Consider the following 17783-nt stretch of genomic DNA (forward strand, 5'->3'; position numbering starts at 1 on the left):
ATGAGTGCGACCGAGGAGAGCTCGAGAGGGTCGGACCCGCTCGGAGCTCCCACCCCCTACGAAGAGATGCAGCGGAGCCCGGAGTTCAAGGCGCTCCGGAACCGGTGGCGCCGCTACATCTTCCTGATGAGCGGCCTGTTCCTCGCCTGGTTCCTGGTGTACGTCCTCCTGGCCGACTTCGCCCCGGACGTGGTCAACACCCGGCTCGGCGGGACCAACTTCACCGTGGGCCTCCTGCTCGGGCTCCTGCAGTTCGTCTCCACGTTCGTCATCGCGGTGGCGTACGCGAAGTTCGCGGACAAGAACATCGACCCGCAGGCCGAGGCGCTGCGCGCGAAGGTGGAGGAGAAGCTGTGACGACCGGCCTGCTCGCCCAGGGCGGGGGTGCCGCGCAGCTCGGCAACCCCTACATCAACATCGGCATCTTCCTGGCGTTCGTCGTCGTCACCCTGTTCATCGTCTACCGGGTCAGCCGGTCGGCGACGACGGCCTCCGACTACTACGCGGCCGGCAGTTCCTTCACCGGCCCGCAGAACGGTGTCGCGATCTCCGGCGACTACCTGTCCGCCGCCTCGTTCCTCGGCATCGCGGGCGCGATCGCGGTCAACGGCTACGACGGCTTCCTCTACTCCATCGGCTTCCTCGTCGCGTGGCTGACCGCGCTGCTGCTGGTCGCCGAACTGCTCCGCAACGTCGGGCGCTTCACCCTCGGCGACGTCCTCGCCTTCCGGATGAAGCAGCGCCCGGTGCGGGCGGCCGCGGCGGTCTCGACGCTCGTCGTGTCGTTCTTCTACCTGCTCGCGCAGATGGCGGGGGCCGGCGGCCTGATCTCGCTGCTGCTCGGCATCCCGAACGCCCCGGGGGTGTTCGACGGGCAGTCGATCGTCATCGCGCTGGTCGGCCTCGTCATGATCGTCTACGTCCTCTACGGCGGCATGCGCGGCACCACGTGGGTGCAGATCATCAAGGCGACGCTGCTGGTCATCGGCGCCGCGGTGATGACGGTGTGGGTGCTGGGCCTGTACGGCTTCAACCTCTCCGCGCTGCTCGGTGCGGCCACCGAGGGGTCGCCGACGAACCTCCTCAACGCCGGCAACCAGTACGGCAAGACGGTGACCAGCCGGATCGACTTCCTGTCGCTGGCCGTCGCCCTGGTGCTCGGCACCGCGGGCCTCCCGCACGTGCTGATGCGCTTCTACACCGTGCCCACGGCCAAGGAGGCCCGCCGTTCGGTGAACTGGGCGATCTGGATCATCGGCATCTTCTACCTGTTCACCCTGGTGATCGGGTACGGCGCCGCGGCGCTGGTGCCGTCGAACCTGCTCTCGGCGCGCAACGTCAACGACGCCGCCCCGCTGCTCGCGTTCGAGCTCGGCGGCACGATCCTGCTCGGGGTGGTCTCCGCGATCGCGTTCGCGACGATCCTCGCGGTGGTCGCCGGCCTGACGATCACGTCCGCGGCGTCGTTCGCGCACGACGTGTACGCGTCCGTGCTCAAGGAGGGCAAGCCCGAACCCGGGTCCGAGGTGCGGGTCGCGCGGATCACCGCCCTCGTCGTCGGGGTGGTGGCCGTCATCGGCGGCATCCTGGCGAACGGCCAGAACGTCGCGTTCCTGGTGGCCCTGGCCTTCGCGGTGGCCGCGTCGGCGAACCTCCCGACGCTGCTGTTCTCGCTGTTCTGGAAGAAGTTCAACACGATGGGCGCGCTGTTCTCGACCTACGGCGGGCTCGTGATCTGCGTCGTGCTGATCCTGCTCTCGCCGGTGGTGTTCGGGTCGGCGACCGACGCGGTGTTCCCGCTGTCCAACCCGGGCATCATCTCGATCCCGCTGTCGTTCCTGCTCGGCGTCGTCGGCACCTACGTCGGCGCGAACCGGGGCACGCCGGAGGAGCAGGCCGAGCACGAGCGCAAGGCCGCCGAGATGGAGGTCCGCTCGATGACCGGGGCGGGCTCGTCGAACACGGCGGCGGTGCACTAGGTGGCTTCGCCTCGTGAGTACTTGTGGCGGCCATCGCCGCCGCAAGTACTCACGGGCGCGTAGCGCACAATGGAGCCATGACCGTGCCGGCCGTGACCGTGACCGACGTGCCCGCGGACTCGACGCTGCTCGACGTCCGCGAGGACGACGAGTGGGCGGCCGGCCACGCCCCGGACGCGGTGCACGTCCCGATGTCGGCGTTCCTCGAGCGGCTGGACCAGGTGCCCGAGGGCCCGCTGGCGGTGGTGTGCCGGGTCGGCGGCCGGTCCGCTCAGGTCACCGCGTACCTGCGCGGCCAGGGCCGGGAGGCGGTCAACGTCACCGGCGGGATGCTCGCGTGGGAGGCGGCCGGGCGTCCGGTGGTCGCCGACGGCCCCGGCCCGGCGCAGGTGGTCTGACGCCGTGACCTGTCCGCGGTGCGGCCGGGAGCAGCCGCCGGGAGCCTCCGGGCGGTTCTGCGTGCACTGCGGCCGGGTGCTCGGTGGCGTGCGCTGGGTGGCGACGACGCCGGACGCGGCGCGCCCGCGCACCCCGGTGGCCCGCCGCCGGCCGTACCCCGGTCCGCCCCGCTACCGGGGCGTCCCCCGATGGAGCCTGTGGCCGTGGGCGGCGCGCCCCGAGCCGGGCAGCCCGGACGGGCCGCTCGCCGTGCGCGAGGCGCGCGAGCCGGAGGGCGCGCTGCGCGCGGAGGCCGGCCTGCTGCGCCGCCTCGCCGTCACGACCGCCCTGCTGTGCGGCGTCGCGGCCCTCGGCGAGGTGTTCCGCTACGTCCTGCTGCTGCTCAGCCGTGACCGGGCGCTGCCGGGCCCCCTGCTGGGCTGGTCGGACGCGATCGTCGGGATCTTCGGGTGGCTCGCGCCCGCGGCGGCGCTCGCCACGGGCGTGGTGTTCCTGCGGTGGCTGGTCACGGCCCGGGCCCTCGCGGCCGACGCCTCCGGGACCCGCCCGTGGCGCTCCACGCGCCTGCTGCTGGTGGGCTGCGTGCTGCCGCCCTTCACGCTGACCGTGCCCGGCGCGACCCTCGCCGAGATCGAGCACGCCGTCGCCGGCCACGACCCGGCCGCCCGCCCGCAGCCCTCCCGGCCGGTGCTCGTGTGGTGGGGCTCGTGGGTGGTCGGGGTGCTGCTGGGCCTGGTCACGGTCGTGCAGGGCTTCTGGGACAGCACCCAGGCGCTGGCCGACGGCGTCGTCCTGCACTTCTGGACCGACGTGGCCGCGGTGCTCGTGGCGTGGACGACGATCCGGGTCACCGCGCACCTCACCGAACTCGTCGCGCCGGTGCTGCGGGAGTCGGGGCGGAGCTACGTGGTGGCGGGAGACGGAGCGCAGCGGAGCTCGACCACGGTGGCGGGAGACGGAGCGCAGCGGAGCTCGACCCCGGTGGCGGGCTAGGCTCCGCCGCCGAGGGTGGCGATGCCGCCCGCCGAGGGCGGGGCGGTCGGGTCGGTGCCGGCGTCCGCGGGCATCTCCCGGGCGACGAAGTCCTCGACGTGGAAGAGGTTGTCGCCCGCGCGGCGGACGATGCGCAGCAGGGTGGTCATGGAGGCGACCTCCTCGACCTGCTCCTTGAGGTACCACTGCATGAACTGCTCGCCGAGGTAGTCGCCCTGGTCGCGGGCGGTGCGGGCGAGGACGGTGATCTGGTCGGTCACCCGGCGCTCCTGGTCCAGGACCAGCTCGACGACGTCCTCGATCGACTTGAAGTCGTTGCGGACCTCGTCGATCCCCGGGATGACGACGCGCACGTCGTTGTCGAGCAGGTACTGCACCATGCCCATCGCGTGGTTGCGCTCCTCGAGCGCCTGGGCGTAGAAGTGCGCCGCGAGCTGCGGGAGGTCCTCGTCGTCGCAGTAGACCGCGACCGCGGTGTACTGCTGCGACGCGGTGAACTCGTGGCGGATCTGGGTGCGCAGGAGTTCGTGGAAGCTCGGGTCGGACACGCCCGCAGTGTAGGTCGCCCTCACCGCACGGAGGTATGCCTGCCGGCGCGGCGCACACCGGGCCGGGTGCGTGCCGTGGCGGGCATCGGGCCGGTCCAGCCGAACTGCTCGCAGTGCACCCGGTTCGCGGGCACGTCGAGCTGCTCGAGGGCGGCGAGCGTGCCCGTGGCGAGGGAGGCCGGGCCGCACACGAAGTAGTCGAGGTGACGCCGCTCCGGGGCGGGCGGCAGCACCTCGGCGAGGAACGCGAGGTCGATGCGCCGGCCCGCCGTGCGGGTGATCTCCAGGTCGAGCCGCCGGCTCAGCACCGCGAGCTCGTCGGCGAACAGCGGCTCGGTGCCGCGCTCGGCGAGCACGAGGCGGTGGCGCCGGCCGTCGCCGCGCTCGGCGAGCGTGCGCAGCATGCTCATCATCGGCGTGATCCCGACGCCGCCGGCGACGAGCACCAGCCCGGCCCGCCCGCCGTGCTCCTCCGCGGTGAACGAGCCGTGCGGGCCGTCGAGCCAGACCTTGTCGCCCTGGCGCAGCGCGGCGACGCGGTGGGAGAAGTCGCCGGCGTCGCGCACCGTGAGCTCGAGACGGCCGGTGACGTTCGCGCTGGAGGCGATGGTGAAGGGGTGCTCCTCGGTGCCGACCACCGCCCGGCGCAGCCGCAGCCACACGAACTGGCCGGGTGCGAAGCTCAGCCCGCCCCGGCGCAGGTGGACCGGGGCGAGCACGAGGGTCGCGACGCTCGGGCCCTCGCGGCGCACGCCGTAGACGACGTAGGCGCCCTGCCGGGAGAAGAGCGGCCGCCATACCCAGCGGTGGGACAGCACCGCGAGCAGCGCGCCCGCGAGGACCACGAAGCACGCCCGCATCACCGGGTCGGCGACCAGGTGGTCCAGCCAGAGGACGTGCAGGGCGGCGAGCACCAGCCCGGCCGCGGCCAGCCCGACGTGCAGCCGGGCCCAGACCTCGTAGCGGGCCCCCGGTCGGCGGCCGGCGTAGGCGACCCCGCCCACGGCGAGCAGCGCGACCAGGGCGCCCCAGCCGACCTTCGCGGTGTCCCGGGCGGTGACCGGATTCGCGAGCGCGGGGTGGTTCCACAGCGCGACCGCGGCGTGCGCCACCACGGCCACCAGCGCGAGCATCCCGAGCCACCGGTGCAGGCCCATGACCCGGTCCACCCCGAACGCGCGGGTCAGGGTGCGGATGCGACTGGGCACGAGGACGACCACGACGAGCGCGCCCAGCCCCAGCACGCCGAGCCCGACCGAGGCCATCGTGCCGATCGCGGTGGAGTGGCCGCGCCAGGCCGACAGCACGAACGGCACCACGGCCATCGTCAGGAGGATCCCGGCCCAGGCGATCGTCGTCATCCGTCGGCGCACGGACGGGGAAGCTAGGGCCGTGACCCGGCCGCGACCGGCGAGTCTGAGAGCCGCGTGGCGCGGGTCGCGGTGATCGACCGGGATCGGGCGGTGACGGGCCGGGCTGCTGCGCCGTTCGTCGGTACGGCTCTCAGGTTCGCGTGCCCGGACCGCCCGGACTGCCCGGTGGGCGGGGGCACGGCAGGATGACCGGTCGTGACCCCCCGACCCCGCAGGTTCGACCGCGCGCGTGAGGCCGCCGAGGTGCCGACGGCGTTCGACCAGGACGCCACGTCCTACGACCGGCTCGTCGGGTCCAACCCGGGCTACGTCGAGCACCTCCGGCTCTCCGCGCAGCGCCTCGCGCTTCCCGACGACGGGCGGGGGCTGCGGCTGCTCGACGTCGGGTGCGGCACCGGGCTGTCGACGCGCGCGCTGCTCGACACGTACCCGGCGGCCGAGATCGTCGCCGCCGACGCGTCGGCGGAGATGCTCGCGCAGGCCCGCGCGAAGGCGTGGCCGAGCACGGTGCGGTTCGTGCACTCGCGGGCCGAGGAGCTCGCGGCGCACGGCGTCGACGGCCCGTTCGACGGCATCCTGGCCGCCTACCTGCTGCGCAACCTGCCCGACGTCACGGCCGGGGTGAAGGACCTCCACGCCCTGCTCGCGCCCGGCGCCCCGCTGGCGGCACACGAGTACTCGGTGGCCGACTTCGCCCGGTCGCGCGCGATCTGGACCGCGGTGTGCTGGACGATCATCATCCCGCTGGGGTGGCGGGTCACCGGCGACGCGTCGCTCTACCGCTACCTCTGGCGCTCGGTGCTGCACTTCGACGGGATCTCGCGGCTGACCGCGCGGTTCCGCGACGCCGGGTTCGACGACGTGCGGGTCGAGCCGGTCGACGGCTGGCAGCGCGGGATCGTGCACACCGTGCTGGGCCGCCGGGCGGTCTGAGGGATGTCAGCCGTGGCCCACGGCTGACACCCGGTGTGCACCGTGTGCCACCGCTGACGTCAGGGGCGCGCCCGACGCCGCCGCACCTCGTACGTGCGCTCCGCGTACTCGATGTCGTCGACCCACAGCCGCTTCGCCGCGAACTCCATGAGCGGCCGGACGAGGCGCTGCACCTTACGGGCGTGCACGAAGCCCGGCCGCTCGGAGTGGGCGACGACGGCCTCGGTGACCAGGGTGCGGGCCCGCCCGTCGGGGTGCGGCGCGAGCGGGGTCGCGTGGGTCTCGACGACGCTGCCCGCGCCCTCGCCGCGGGTGATGTGCATGACGATCGTGCGCGGGTCGGGGCAGGTGAAGCGCGCCTCGACCGGGATGCCGTAGTGCTTCGTCACGCGGAACGCCACGTGCAGGTCGAAGTGGTCCTCGGCGTCCGTCGCGGTGCGCCCGGGGGCGGAGTCGACGCGCAGGTCGGCGAACGAGTGCGGGTGGAACCACGCGCCGTGCCACGGGTCGAGGCGGTTCGCGATGACGTCGTCGGGCTCGCAGGTGCCGGTCGTCGTCGCCACCGCGACGAGGCTCTCGGTGTGCGGCGGGCGCACCGGCAGGATCGGGGCGTCCGTGGGCTCCTCCCCGCCGACCGCGTCGAGCCGGACCCAGGTGAGGACGCCGTCGTCGTGCGCGGGCAGGGTGCGCCAGCCGGCCCGCCCGGTCGGGCCGAGCGCGAGGCCGTGCCAGCGGCAGATCAGCTCGCAGCCGGACTGCGTCGCGGTCGACAGGTCCGCCCCGAGGTGCGGGCACGCGCCCGGCCCGGCGTGCAGCCCGCCGTCGGGGGCCCGCCAGACGACCAGCTCGACCCCGGCCACCGTCGTGCCGACGGGGGAGCCGACCCTGACGTCCCGGGAGGCGCCCACGACGTACCAGTTGCCCGACGGCCGGGCCTGCGCGCGCTCGAGCGCGGCGTGGATGATCCCGGGCTTCGCGTCGCGCCACGTGGGCGCCATGGCCTCCCAGCGTTCCCCGGACAGGCGTCGGAGGGGGTTCGCCGAGGTTGGTCCGACCGGGCGCTTGTCCAGCACGGGACGGACGCTAGGACGGCCACGGTGTCGGTGCAGTGGGGCGGCGCGCTCTGTGGCCGGACGCACGTCTGGCTGCGACGAACGAGGGCACGCGCGGTCCTCTCCCCGTCGCTCCGCTCGCCCCGGCCCACGATCAGGTGGTGACCCGCGCCCACGGGCACGACAGGCACCGGGGGCCGCCGCGGCCGGAGCCCAGCTCGAACCCCTCGATCGTGACGACCTCGATCCCGGCGTCGCGCAGCCGGCCGTTGGTCGTGGTGTTGCGCTCGTAGGCGACGACGAGCCCCGGCGCGAGCGCGAGGGTGTTGTTCCCGTCGTCCCACTGCTCGCGCTCCGCAGCGACCCCGGCCGGCCCGGTGTCGACGGCCCGCAACTCGTCGATGCCCATCGCCCGGGCCGCGGCCGGCCGGAACGGCTCGGGGCCCGCGATGTGTAGGCCCGGCGTGATGGTCCAGGCCTCCAGCGCGTCCAGGACCTCGGGGAACACCACCATCGCGTCGACGTCGACCATCGTCGCGACCGTGTCCAGGTGCATCGTCGCCCGGCGCTGCGTGATGGGGACCGCCAGCACGGTGTGCGCGAGCCCGTCGGCGAACATCGCCCGGGCGAACGACTCGGCCCCCGCCGGGCTGGTGCGCTCGCCGACCCCGATGGCCAGCACTCCGGGCGCGAGCAGCAGGACGTCGCCGCCCTCCACCGGCGAGGTGTCCCGCGGCGCGGTGTGCGTGACCCCGCCGAGCGCGGGGCGCCCGGCGTGCGCCAGCGCGACCAGCGAGGCCTCCCGCCGCCGGGCCGGCATGCCCATCACGGCGGCGACCACGCGGTCGCCGACCCGCATCGAGGAGTCGCGGGTGAACATCAGGTTGGGCAGCGGGTCGACGGCGAACTCGTCCGGGCCGTGCATGCGCCGGACGAGGGAGTGCCCGCCGTCGCCGAGCTCGCGGAAGGTCAGCCCGCCGATCAGTGCGGTCGCCAGGTCGGGCGGGGCCAGCGCCGCCATCTGGTCCCGCACGGCCGCCCCGAGCTCCCGGCCGAGCACCCGCTCGTCGACCGCGGCCGCGATGCCGGAGTCCCGCGACCCGTCGTCATGAAGAGCGTCGGTGAGCAGGTCGGCGAGCAGCAGCACCTCGACCCCGTGGGCGCGCAGTGTGTCGGCGAAGCGGTCGTGCTCGAGCTGGGCGCGCTCCACCCAGGGGATGCCGTCGAAGAGCAGGCGGTCGGCGTTGCGCGGCGTGAGCCGCTGCAGCTCCGGGCCGGGCCGGTGCAGCACCACCGTCCGCAGCGGGCCGACCTCGGAGTCCACGCGCGGGGTCACACCCGCAGACCCTAGGACGAGGGCAGGAACGACACCCGGCCCGCCAGCAGCGCCGAGCCCACGAACGCGACCACGTCGATCAGCGTGTGGGCCCACACCAGCGGCCACAGCCGGCCGGTGCGCTGCCAGTACCGGCCGAACACCAGGCCCATGACGAGGTTGCCGATCCCGCCCCCGAAGCCCTGGTAGAGGTGGTACGAGCCGCGCAGCACGGCCGCCACCAGCAGCGACCGGTTCTCGGTGAGGCCCAGCCGGCGGAGCGCGGAGAGCAGCCAGCCGACGACCAGGACCTCCTCGGCCCACGAGTTGGCGAACGCGGAGACGAGCAGGGCGGGCACGCGCCACCAGTGGTCGTCGAGCACGGACGGGACGACCGTGAGGTTGATCCCGATCGCGCGGGTGACGAGGTAGAACGCCAGCCCCGGGATGCCGATCAGGGCCGCGAGCCCGCACGCCGCCCGCAGGTCGCGCCACGGTCGTCGCCCGTCGAGCCCGACCGCGCGGGGCCCCGACCCTGCGCGCAGCAGCAGGTACAGCCCCAGCCCGCCCCACGCGACGAGCTGCAGGGACGAGGCGAGCTGCGCCGCGAGGTCCACCCACGCGTCGGTCGCCAGCGGGCGGTCGATCGTGACCTGGCGCTGCGCCAGCGGGGTCGGCGCCGCGAGCGAGTCCAGCAGCGAGATCAGCGAGCGCAGCCCGGACAGGCCCAGCGTCACCGTGGCGACGACGAGGATCTCGGTGACGACGAGCCGGCGCTCGCGCCCCGTGACGGGCTCGACCTCCGGCTGCGGCGGCACCAGCCACGCGCGCAGGGTGCTCATCGGTCGGTCACCCTAGGCGCCCGGAGGTCTCGGTAGCCTGGGAGGTGTGCAGGTCCTCCGCGTGCTCGCCACCCCCCGGTGGGTCGGGTGGACGCTGCTCGCGATCTGCGCGGTCGTGGTGTGCGGCGGGATGGCCTGGTGGCAGCTGATCCGCGCCGAGTCGGACACCGGCACGCTGCTCAACGCCGGGTACGCCCTGCAGTGGCCGCTGTTCGGGGTGTTCTTCGCGGCCCTGTGGTGGCGGATGCTGCGCTCGGAGGCCCGGATCCTGGGCGAGATCCAGGACGGGACCCTTCCCGACGACGAGCCGGTGCCGGCCCCGTGGTCGCCGCCCGACCCCGCCGACCTCGGCCCGTTCACGCCGCGCCCGGCCGGTGTCGAGCCCGGCGCGGGTCAGGGGCGGCCCGCGCGGGTCCGGGCCACCGACGACTACAACGCCATGCTCGCCGATCTGAACCGCCGCGACCGTGACGACGAGCCCAGGGAGCCGAGCCCGTGACCGCACCGACCGATGCCCTCACCGACAAGGTCGTCGCCGCCATGCGCCGGTACCAGGTGGGCGCCTACGTGGTCGGCGTCGGCCTGCTGGTGCTCGTGCTGGTCGCGATGCCGCTGAAGTACTTCGCGGACCAGCCGCTGCTGGTGGCGATCGTCGGCCCGGTGCACGGCTTCCTGTACATGGCCTACCTGGCGCTGACCGCTGACCTCGGCGTGAAGGCGCGCTGGCCGGTGGGCCGGCTGCTCCTGGTCGCGCTCGCCGGCACGATCCCGTTCGTGTCCTTCGTCGCCGAGCGGAAGGTCACCGCTCCGCTGCGCGCCGGGGGCTGACCTCGGGGTCGGTCAGGCCCGCGAGCCGGCGCACCTCGGCACCGAGCGTCCGCGCGCAGGCAACCGGTCGGGAGAAGCCCAGCCGCACGTCGTGGTCGCCGTGCGCGGTCTCCACCCGCAGCCGCAGCCCGAGCCGGTCCACACCCAGCGGCACCACGGTGTGCTCGGGGCGGCGCAGGGCGACCGGGAGGTGGCGGGTCAGGCCCGCCACCAGCGAGGAGTGCGCGGAGGCCAGGTGGGCCACCCAGGCGTCGCCCTGGTCGACGAACGGGTCGGCGGCCGCCGCCGCGACCTCGGCGGGGGTGAAGGTGCCGGTGCCCTCCGCGTCGGACAGGACCACCGACCCCGGGTCCAGGCGCAGCAGGACGTCCGTGTGCCCGACGTCGAGCAGCCGCTCGTCGGGGTGGTCGGCCGCGATCCGCAGCGCGGCCCGGCGGGCGACCCGGGCGGGCAGCACCCGCACCCGTCCGCAGACCCAGACCAGCCCGCGGACCGGCTGCCGCACCGGGACCGGCGTGGAGTCGGTCAGTTCCAGCATCACCGGCAGGTACTCCGCGGCCCGGGTGGCGGTGACCACCGGGTGGTTGGCGGGCACCTGCAGGGTCGCCGCCCCCGAGGCCGGCACGTGGTGCAGCGTCGGGGCCACCCGGAGCACCTGGTCGTCGCGGTCCTCCCCGCTCCCCGGCAACGGACCGGTGATCAGCGCGGCCGTGCCGGCACGGGTCGCCGTGGCCCGGGCACGCTCGGCCGGACTCGGGACGGGCGGCTGGTGCGGGCAGCTCCTGGCCACGGGCGGGCTCCTCTGACGGCGGGGCGACTTAGGTGAGCCTAACCGAAGACATGGGCTGTCGGGCAAGCCTCGGCGCCCGGTGGACCGACCCCGGCCGTACGCCCGCTACCGTGCCTCTCGTGTCCACCGTCCCCCAGGCCGGTGGGGCACCGGTCGACGGTGTGCCCACGCTGCTCGCGCGCATCCTCGACGACGCGGTGCTCGTCTCGCCGGGTCCGCGCCGCGAGATGGCCGACGTGGTCGGGGCGCACCTCGAGGCCCGCGCCGGGGAGTACGGCGGACTGCTCGGAGCCCTGGTCGTCCCGGTCTCGCGGTTGCAGGAGTTCGTCGGCGAGCTGGTGAAGCGGCGACCGGCCGCGCCCGTCCCGGTGGCGCTGTCGGTGGACACCGGCCTCGGGGGTGTCCCGAAGGCGCTGTCGCTGACGTCGTCGCGCGCGGCGCTGCTGACCACCGGCACCGTCGAGATGCCCGCCCCGCACGACGTCGACTCCGTCTGGCTCGAGCGGGTCACCGAGTTCGTGCCCGACGAGGTCGTGGCCGTCGTGGAGCCGCGCCGCCCGGACGCCGACGGCTCGCAGGACTGGATCGAGGGCGTGCAGCGCGTCGTCGACCACGGGTGCCGGCCGAAGCTGCGCTGCGGCGGAGACCGTGCGGGGGCGTTCCCCGGGGTCACCGACGTGTCGCGGTTCCTGGCCGTCGTGGCCGCGGCGGGCCGGTCGTTCACCGCGAGCATCGGGCTGCAGTCCGCGGTGCGCCACGTGGACCCCGGCACCGGGTTCGACCACCACGGGTGGCTCAACCTGCTCGTCGCCGTGACCCGCGCGCTGCGGGCCGCGCCGCCGGAGGGCGACGAGGCGGGCGACGAGCTGGTCGAGGCGGTCCGCGACGCGCTCGACACCGCCGACACGGCCGCCCTCTCCCGCGAGGTGGCCGGGGTGGACGAGGCGACCGCCGGCCGGGTGCGGGCGCACCTGTCCTCGCTGGGCTCCACCGCGCCGGCCGACCAGGGCGCCGAGATGGCGCGCCTGGGTCTCGTCTAGTGCGCATCGCCTTCCTCGGTCCGCACGGGACCTTCTGCGAGCAGGCGCTCCGGTCGGTGATCGACGACCTGCCGGATGCGGCGCCGGAGCCGGCGGCGAGCACCACGGCCGCGCTCGACGCGCTGCGTGCCGGCGAGGCCGACCTGGCGTGCGTGCCGATCGAGAGCTCCGTCGAGGGCGCGGTGCCCGCGACCATGGACGGGCTGGTCGAGTCCCCGCCCGTCGTCGTCGTGCGCGAGATCCTGCTGCCGGTGCGGTTCGGGGTGCTGGTGCGTCCCGGCACGGCGATCGCGGACGTCCGCACGGTCGCGTCCCACCCGCACGGCGAGGCCCAGACCCGCCGGTGGCTGGCGGCGCACCTGCCCGGGGCCGAGGTGCGCATGACGCCGTCGACGGCCGCGGCCGCGGCCGCCGTCGCGGACGGCCAGGTGGACGCGGCGGTGTGCGCGCCGGTCGCGGCCCGCTACTACGGCCTGGACGTCCTCGCCGACGGCGTGCACGACACCGGCGACGCGGTGACGCGCTTCGTGCTCGTCGCGCGGGCGGGCAGCGGGCTGCCCGCCCCGACCGGCGCGGACCGGACGTCGATCGCCGCCACCACCGTCAACGAGCCCGGTGCCCTGCTGGCGATCCTCACGGAGTTCGCGATCCGCGGCGTGGACCTCACCCGGATCGAGTCCCGTCCCTCGAAGGCCCGGCTCGGCACGTACTGGTTCTTCCTGGACGGCGCGGGCCACGTCGCCGAGGCGGCGATGGGGGAGGCGCTGGCGGCCCTGCACCGTCGCTGCACCGACCTGCGCTTCCTCGGCTCCTACCCGCGCGCCACCGTGCCGGACGGGTCCACCGCGCCGTCGCCCCCGGTCGCGCCCCCGGTCCCGGGGCAGTCGGCGGCGGACTACGACGACGCTGCGGCGTGGCTCCGCGCACTGCGAGCGGCCCCGGACCCGGGGGTGCGGTAGACGTGGAGACCGTGACCCGCCTGGTGCTCGCCCGCCACGGACAGACGCCCGCCAACGTCGCGCACGTCCTCGACACCGTGCTGCCGGGACCCGGCCTCACCGACCTCGGCCGCCAGCAGGCCGAGGCGCTGGGCAAGGAGCTCGCCGCCGAGGCCGCGGTCACGCACCTGTACGGGTCGCGGGCCCGCCGGGCGCAGGAGACCGCGGGCATCGTCGGCTCCGTGCTCGGGCTCGACGCGGGCACGGTCGAGGGCGTGCACGAGGTGCAGGTCGGCGACCTCGAGGGCCGTTCCGACGAGGACGCGGTCGGTGTCTTCCGCGCCGTCTACGACGGGTGGCGCGACGGCGACCTCGACGCCCGCATGCCCGGCGGGGAGTCCGGTCGCGACGTCCTCGACCGCTACCTGCCCGCCGTCGCCGAGCTCGCCGACCGCCACGCCGGGGGCACCACGGTGCTGGTCAGTCACGGCGCGGTGCTGCGCCTGGTGGGGCACGCCCTCGCCGGGCCGAGCGCCGTGCGCCCCGACGGCGACGACCACCTCGACAACTGCGGCCGCCTGGAGTTCGAGGCCGGTCCCGACGGCGGGTGGACCCTGCAGGCGTGGCGCCGCGAGGCCCCGGGCGGGCTCGCCTCGACCCGGGACGCGACCGGGGGCTGAGCCACCCGCCGAGTGCTCCGTGGCGCAGGTTCCGCGGCCCGCGAACATGCGTGGTGCAGCACTCGCCAGCGCTGGTGGGCGTCTCGTGGGCGCGCTGGTCGGCGAGTGCTACGTGGTGCAGGTTCCGCGGCCCGCGGAGCTGCGTGGTGGAGCACTCGCCGGCGCGCGTCAGCCGTGCTGGTCGATGTAGCGCTGTCCCTCGGGGGTCACGGCGACGTGGATGAACCGGCGCCCGGCCGCGTCCGGGCTGACGTCGGTGATGAGCCCGGCCGCCTCGAGCTGGGCGAGGAACGCGTCGAACTGTGGTTGCTGGTCCTCCGCGACGCCGCCCTCCAGGGCGGACTCCGGGATCACCCGGTCACCGGCATCGGCCACGGCGGCGAGGAATCCCGCGATCAGGTCGGCCATGACCCACGGTAACCCGGGCCGCCCTACCCCCACCCGAGGCGGTGCAAGGTCTCCTCGTCGATGCCGAAGTGGTGGGCGATCTCGTGGACGACGGTGATCGCGACCTCCTCGCGCAGCTCGTCCTCGTCGGCACACAGTTCGACGAGGGCGTCGCGGTACAGGGTGATCCGGTCGGGCAGGACGCCGCCGTAGTCGCTGGTCCGCTCGGTCAGCGCGACGCCCTCGTAGAGGCCGAGCAGCTCCGGTTCGTCCGGGTGCCGGGCCTCGACGAGCACGACGACGTTGTCCATCGCGCGCAGGAGCTCCCCCGGGAGCTCGTCGAGGGCCTCGGAGACCAGCTCCTCGAAGCGCTCGGGGTCGACGTCGATCAGTTGATCGGGACCCCGGGCTGCGGCGTCTGCTGGGGGCCGAGACCAGGCAGGAGCGGCGGCAGCTGGAGCCCGGGCTGCTGGGTCGGGACCACCGGGGCGGCGGGAGCGGCCGGGTCGCTGCTCGGCACGGCGGCCGGCGTCGACGGCTCGGCCGCGGCGGGGGCACCGGCCGGGGGCAGCGGGTCGGCCGAGGCGGGCGCGTCGCCGCCGATCGTCACGCCGTCGGCCACCGAGCCGGTGAGCGGGGCGAAACCGGAGTTGTCCGCGAGCAGGGAGCCCATGTTGCAGCTGACCCGCCGGGTGCCCGCGTCCCACGAGGCCTGGTTGACGTTCGTCCAGTAGACGGTCAGCTTCGAGTCGGCCAGCTTCTGCTCGCCGACCGCCGCCTGCGCCACCTTCGTGCACTCCGGCTGCAGGAAGTTGTCCTGGTCGTCGACCGAGGGCAGGGCGTTCGGGAACTTCGATCCGAGGTCCACCGTCCCCGCGACCTCGGCGGCGTGCGTCCGGGCGCACGACGACACGGGGTCGGACACCTCCTTGCCGCTCAGGCCGAGGCAGGTGCCGGGGGCGAACACGACGGCCTGGTCGGCGTCCGCGACCTTCCCGGTGGACGCGAACAGCGCACCGGAGCGGCCGGGGGCCTGCAGTCCGCAGCGCACCGTGCGGTCGCCGTCCTCCCACGCCGACTGGGTGGGCTTGAGCGCGCCGACCTTGTAGCGGCCGGTCGGGTCGAGCGGCTTGCCGAGGTAGCTCTGGGCCAGCGGCGCGCACTGGTCGGCCACCAGCTGCTGCCACGCGGCGTCGGCCGGGAACGGCGCGCCCTCCGGGAGCGCGGCCTGCACCGGGCCCGCCGTCTCGAACAGGTGGCTCTGCTCGCACGGGACCCCGGAGACGTCGGAGCCGTCGGCGGTCGTCCAGTTCAGGCAGGTCCCGGGCGTGGTGGGGAGCTCGGAGGCGTCGTCGGCCGGGCCGGTGCTCGACCCGCCGAGCACCTCGGTCGGGCCCCGCTCGTCCGAGGCCAGGCCCAGGAACCCGAGGTTCGAGCCGGTGGCGGCGAGCGCCGAGGCCGCGAGGAGCATGATGAGCGCACCCACGAGCACCCCGACGACGCCCCGGCGCGCCATGAGGCGCCGTCCGCGGCCGGCGGTCGTGTCTTCGCTGTCGTCCCCTCGCCCGGAGGACGGACGTTCCCGTACGAGCATGGTGGTGTCATCATGCCGCGTGCCCGACTCGTCGCCTTGACGGGGGGACGACGGGCCCGATGGTGTGATGGACCGGTGAGTACGGCGGCGAGCGGAGCGACGCGGCATGAGTAGTGACGACCGGGGCCGGTCGGGGGACGAGGCGCCGACCCCCCCGTCGGGGACGCCCGCGTCGGACCCGACCGGGGAGACCACCGGGCGCACCGCGCCCGAGTGGACCCAGGGCGAGAGCCCGGCGGACGACCCCACCGTGCACGGCGACACGAAGGACGTCGAGAAGCGCCGGGGCGGGATCCGCTACCAGGACCCGGAGACCACGACGCCCCGCGAGCCCACGGTCGCCGAGCAGCGCGCCCGCCGGGAGGCCGAGCGGCGCCGCCGGGCCCAGGAGGAGGCGGCCGCCGCCGCGGAGCAGCGCAAGTCGAAGATCCGCAAGCGCGTGCTGATCGGCGGCGGCGTGGCGGTCGGCATCGTCGCGGTCGTCGCGATCGCCTACGCCGCCTCGTCCGGCGGCGACGACGACGAGACCACCGCGCAGTGCGTGGACCAGAACGGCGTGGTCGTCGACGACAGTCAGTGCTCCACCGGCGTCCAGCAGGGCGGCTACTACAACTCCGGCGGCGCCTTCGTCCCGATCTTCCTCGGCGGGTTCGGCAACCAGTACCACTACAACTACGGCTCGAACGCGCCGGTCGGCAGCCGGGTCACCGGCGGCACCACGAACCCGCCGGCGAGCGGGACGGCCCTGCGCGGCTCCTCCGGCTCCAGCGTCGGGACCTCCAACGGCAGCAGCGGCACCGTCAGCCGCGGCGGGCTGGGCGTGGGGGGCACGTCGTCGGGGACCAGCGGGTCGGGCAGCCGCGGCTCGTCGGGCAGCTCCTCCGGCGGCAGCTCCAGCTCGGGCAGCTGACAAGCTCTCCCCGTGCGACGCGAACGCTCCACCCCCCGTCCGGACTGGCGGCAGAAGATCGAGGAGCAGGGCCTCGTCTTCGGCACCCCCGCCACCACGAGCGCGAACGGCACGCGTCCCTACTGGGACGAGTCCGTGCACTACGTGTTCGACATGGCCGAGATCCTGTCCCTCGAGGCCGACGTCGAGCTCCTGCACTCGATGTGCCTGGAGGCGGTCGACCACGTCGTCACCACGGAGCGCTTCCGCGACTTCGCGCTGCCGGAGTGGTGCTGGGAGCAGGTCGCGGCGTCGTGGAAGCGGCACGACCCGCACCTCTACGGCCGCTTCGACCTGCGCTACGACGGGTCCGGCCCGGCGAAGCTGCTGGAGTACAACGCGGACACCCCCACGTCCCTGCTCGAGGCGTCGATCTGCCAGTGGTACTGGCTCAAGGACGTCTTCGGCGACCAGGACCAGTGGAACTCGCTGCACGAGAAGCTCGTCGCGCAGTGGTCGACGATCGCCGCGGACCTCCCGCGCGGCGAGGTGCACTTCTGCTGGTCGCAGGCCGAGACGACCGGTGAGGACCACGTCACCACGGCCTACCTGCAGGAGACCGCCGCCGAGGCCGGGCTGGACACCGTCGGGCTCGCGATCGAGCAGATCGGGTGGGACTCCGCGCTGGACCGGTTCGTCGACCTCGAGGAGGCGCCGATGAGCTGTGTCTGCAAGCTGTACCCCTGGGAGTGGATCCTGGGCGACGACTTCGGCAAGCACGTCGCCCGCAGCCTCCCCGAGACGCAGTGGGTCGAGCCCCTGTGGAAGACGCTGCTGTCGAACAAGGCGCTGCTGGCGGTCCTGTGGGAGATGTACCCGGGCCACCCGAACCTGCTCCCGGCGTCGCTGGGCGAGCCCGGGATGCTCACCGAGTACGTCCGCAAGCCGCTGCTGGGCCGCGAGGGCGCGAACGTGCAGATCGTCGCCGGGGCGGGGGAGCCCGTCGTCGAGACCGGCGGGGTGTACGGCGAGGAGGGCTTCGTCTACCAGCTCTTCGACCCGCTGCCCGAGTTCGACGGCTACCGGCCGGTGCTCGGGGCGTGGATCGTCGGCGACGAGGCCGCCGGGATGGGCATCCGGGAGTCGACCGGGTTGGTGACGGACAACGGCGCGGCCTTCGTGCCGCACCGCATCCCGGACTGA

General features: G+C 74.6%; 21 protein-coding genes. 12 read left to right on the plus strand and 9 right to left on the minus strand.

The window, feature by feature from the left end:
- The 4 genes from WCD74_RS21385 (at position 1) to WCD74_RS21400 (ending at position 3371) form a co-directional block, all read left to right on the plus strand.
- Entirely contained in the window at positions 1 to 357 is a 357-nt protein-coding gene (locus WCD74_RS21385) for a DUF485 domain-containing protein (protein WP_337696902.1), read from the plus strand.
- The gene (locus WCD74_RS21390; protein ID WP_337696903.1) at positions 354 to 1979 is read left to right on the plus strand and encodes a monocarboxylic acid transporter; all 1626 of its coding nucleotides are present in this window, start codon (positions 354 to 356) and stop codon (positions 1977 to 1979) included. The genes WCD74_RS21385 and WCD74_RS21390 overlap by 4 nt, the downstream gene beginning before the upstream one ends.
- Before the next feature lie 77 nt (positions 1980 to 2056).
- Positions 2057 to 2377, plus strand: coding sequence for a rhodanese-like domain-containing protein (locus WCD74_RS21395; protein WP_337696904.1), 321 nt, complete (start codon positions 2057 to 2059; stop codon positions 2375 to 2377).
- A gap of 4 nt (positions 2378 to 2381) precedes the next feature.
- Entirely contained in the window at positions 2382 to 3371 is a 990-nt protein-coding gene (locus tag WCD74_RS21400; protein ID WP_337696905.1) for a DUF4328 domain-containing protein, read from the plus strand.
- On the opposite strand, the gene WCD74_RS21405 is transcribed toward WCD74_RS21400, so the two are convergent.
- Positions 3368 to 3919: a ferritin gene (locus WCD74_RS21405; protein WP_337696906.1), complete on the minus strand. Its 552-nt coding sequence runs from the start codon at positions 3917 to 3919 to the stop codon at positions 3368 to 3370. The two genes, WCD74_RS21400 and WCD74_RS21405, sit on opposite strands and share 4 nt — an antisense overlap.
- Positions 3920 to 3939: 20 nt before the next feature.
- Positions 3940 to 5292, minus strand: coding sequence for a ferric reductase-like transmembrane domain-containing protein (locus tag WCD74_RS21410; RefSeq protein ID WP_337696907.1), 1353 nt, complete (start codon positions 5290 to 5292; stop codon positions 3940 to 3942).
- A 195-nt stretch (positions 5293 to 5487) separates the two neighbouring features.
- Between WCD74_RS21410 and WCD74_RS21415 the strand changes: the two genes are divergently transcribed.
- Entirely contained in the window at positions 5488 to 6225 is a 738-nt protein-coding gene (locus tag WCD74_RS21415; RefSeq protein WP_337696908.1) for a class I SAM-dependent methyltransferase, read from the plus strand.
- Between the two features lie 59 nt (positions 6226 to 6284).
- Here WCD74_RS21415 and WCD74_RS21420 read toward each other — a convergent pair whose 3' ends face one another.
- The 3 genes from WCD74_RS21420 to WCD74_RS21430 all read right to left on the minus strand — a co-directional run bounded on the left by WCD74_RS21420 (position 6285) and on the right by WCD74_RS21430 (position 9434).
- Positions 6285 to 7223, minus strand: coding sequence for a Rieske (2Fe-2S) protein (locus WCD74_RS21420; RefSeq protein WP_337696909.1), 939 nt, complete (start codon positions 7221 to 7223; stop codon positions 6285 to 6287).
- A gap of 208 nt (positions 7224 to 7431) precedes the next feature.
- The gene (locus WCD74_RS21425; RefSeq protein WP_337696910.1) at positions 7432 to 8613 is read right to left on the minus strand and encodes an arginine deiminase; all 1182 of its coding nucleotides are present in this window, start codon (positions 8611 to 8613) and stop codon (positions 7432 to 7434) included.
- An 11-nt stretch (positions 8614 to 8624) separates the two neighbouring features.
- The gene (locus WCD74_RS21430) at positions 8625 to 9434 is read right to left on the minus strand and encodes a CPBP family intramembrane glutamic endopeptidase (RefSeq protein ID WP_337696911.1); all 810 of its coding nucleotides are present in this window, start codon (positions 9432 to 9434) and stop codon (positions 8625 to 8627) included.
- A gap of 46 nt (positions 9435 to 9480) precedes the next feature.
- Between WCD74_RS21430 and WCD74_RS21435 the strand changes: the two genes are divergently transcribed.
- On the plus strand, positions 9481 to 9933 hold the full coding sequence (locus WCD74_RS21435) for a hypothetical protein (RefSeq protein WP_337696912.1): 453 nt from the start codon (positions 9481 to 9483) through the stop codon (positions 9931 to 9933).
- On the plus strand, positions 9930 to 10262 hold the full coding sequence (locus WCD74_RS21440; RefSeq protein ID WP_337696913.1) for a DUF3817 domain-containing protein: 333 nt from the start codon (positions 9930 to 9932) through the stop codon (positions 10260 to 10262). The genes WCD74_RS21435 and WCD74_RS21440 overlap by 4 nt, the downstream gene beginning before the upstream one ends.
- Here the strand turns inward: WCD74_RS21440 and WCD74_RS21445 are convergent.
- Positions 10234 to 11052: a DUF2470 domain-containing protein gene (locus WCD74_RS21445; protein WP_337696914.1), complete on the minus strand. Its 819-nt coding sequence runs from the start codon at positions 11050 to 11052 to the stop codon at positions 10234 to 10236. The genes WCD74_RS21440 and WCD74_RS21445 overlap by 29 nt on opposite strands.
- 119 nt (positions 11053 to 11171) lie before the next feature.
- On the opposite strand from WCD74_RS21445, the gene WCD74_RS21450 reads away from it, so the two are divergent.
- From WCD74_RS21450 to WCD74_RS21460, 3 genes are read left to right on the plus strand one after another with little or no spacing between them, the layout of a single operon-like run.
- A complete protein-coding gene (locus tag WCD74_RS21450; RefSeq protein ID WP_337696915.1) occupies positions 11172 to 12092 on the plus strand; it encodes a hypothetical protein in 921 nt (306 codons plus the stop codon).
- The gene (gene pheA, locus WCD74_RS21455) at positions 12092 to 13051 is read left to right on the plus strand and encodes a prephenate dehydratase (RefSeq protein WP_337696916.1); all 960 of its coding nucleotides are present in this window, start codon (positions 12092 to 12094) and stop codon (positions 13049 to 13051) included. Before WCD74_RS21450 ends, pheA begins: the two co-directional genes overlap by 1 nt.
- A 2-nt stretch (positions 13052 to 13053) precedes the next feature.
- Complete coding sequence (locus WCD74_RS21460) at positions 13054 to 13710, plus strand: histidine phosphatase family protein (protein ID WP_337696917.1); 657 nt, start codon at positions 13054 to 13056, stop codon at positions 13708 to 13710.
- A gap of 168 nt (positions 13711 to 13878) precedes the next feature.
- On the opposite strand, the gene WCD74_RS21465 is transcribed toward WCD74_RS21460, so the two are convergent.
- The 3 genes from WCD74_RS21465 to WCD74_RS21475 are packed head-to-tail and all read right to left on the minus strand — an operon-like array spanning position 13879 to position 15613.
- Positions 13879 to 14118, minus strand: coding sequence for an eS19 family ribosomal protein (locus WCD74_RS21465; RefSeq protein WP_337696918.1), 240 nt, complete (start codon positions 14116 to 14118; stop codon positions 13879 to 13881).
- 23 nt (positions 14119 to 14141) lie between these two features.
- Positions 14142 to 14489, minus strand: coding sequence for a metallopeptidase family protein (locus WCD74_RS21470; RefSeq protein WP_337696990.1), 348 nt, complete (start codon positions 14487 to 14489; stop codon positions 14142 to 14144).
- The gene (locus WCD74_RS21475; RefSeq protein WP_337696919.1) at positions 14486 to 15613 is read right to left on the minus strand and encodes a septum formation family protein; all 1128 of its coding nucleotides are present in this window, start codon (positions 15611 to 15613) and stop codon (positions 14486 to 14488) included. The genes WCD74_RS21470 and WCD74_RS21475 overlap by 4 nt, the downstream gene beginning before the upstream one ends.
- A gap of 184 nt (positions 15614 to 15797) precedes the next feature.
- Here WCD74_RS21475 and WCD74_RS21480 point away from each other — a divergent pair, with 184 nt between their 5' ends.
- Positions 15798 to 16601, plus strand: coding sequence for a hypothetical protein (locus WCD74_RS21480; protein ID WP_337696920.1), 804 nt, complete (start codon positions 15798 to 15800; stop codon positions 16599 to 16601).
- 12 nt (positions 16602 to 16613) lie between these two features.
- Positions 16614 to 17783: a glutathionylspermidine synthase family protein gene (locus tag WCD74_RS21485; RefSeq protein WP_337696921.1), complete on the plus strand. Its 1170-nt coding sequence runs from the start codon at positions 16614 to 16616 to the stop codon at positions 17781 to 17783.

The organism is Actinomycetospora aurantiaca, from assembly GCF_037401875.1.
GTDB classification, from domain to species: domain Bacteria; phylum Actinomycetota; class Actinomycetes; order Mycobacteriales; family Pseudonocardiaceae; genus Actinomycetospora; species Actinomycetospora aurantiaca.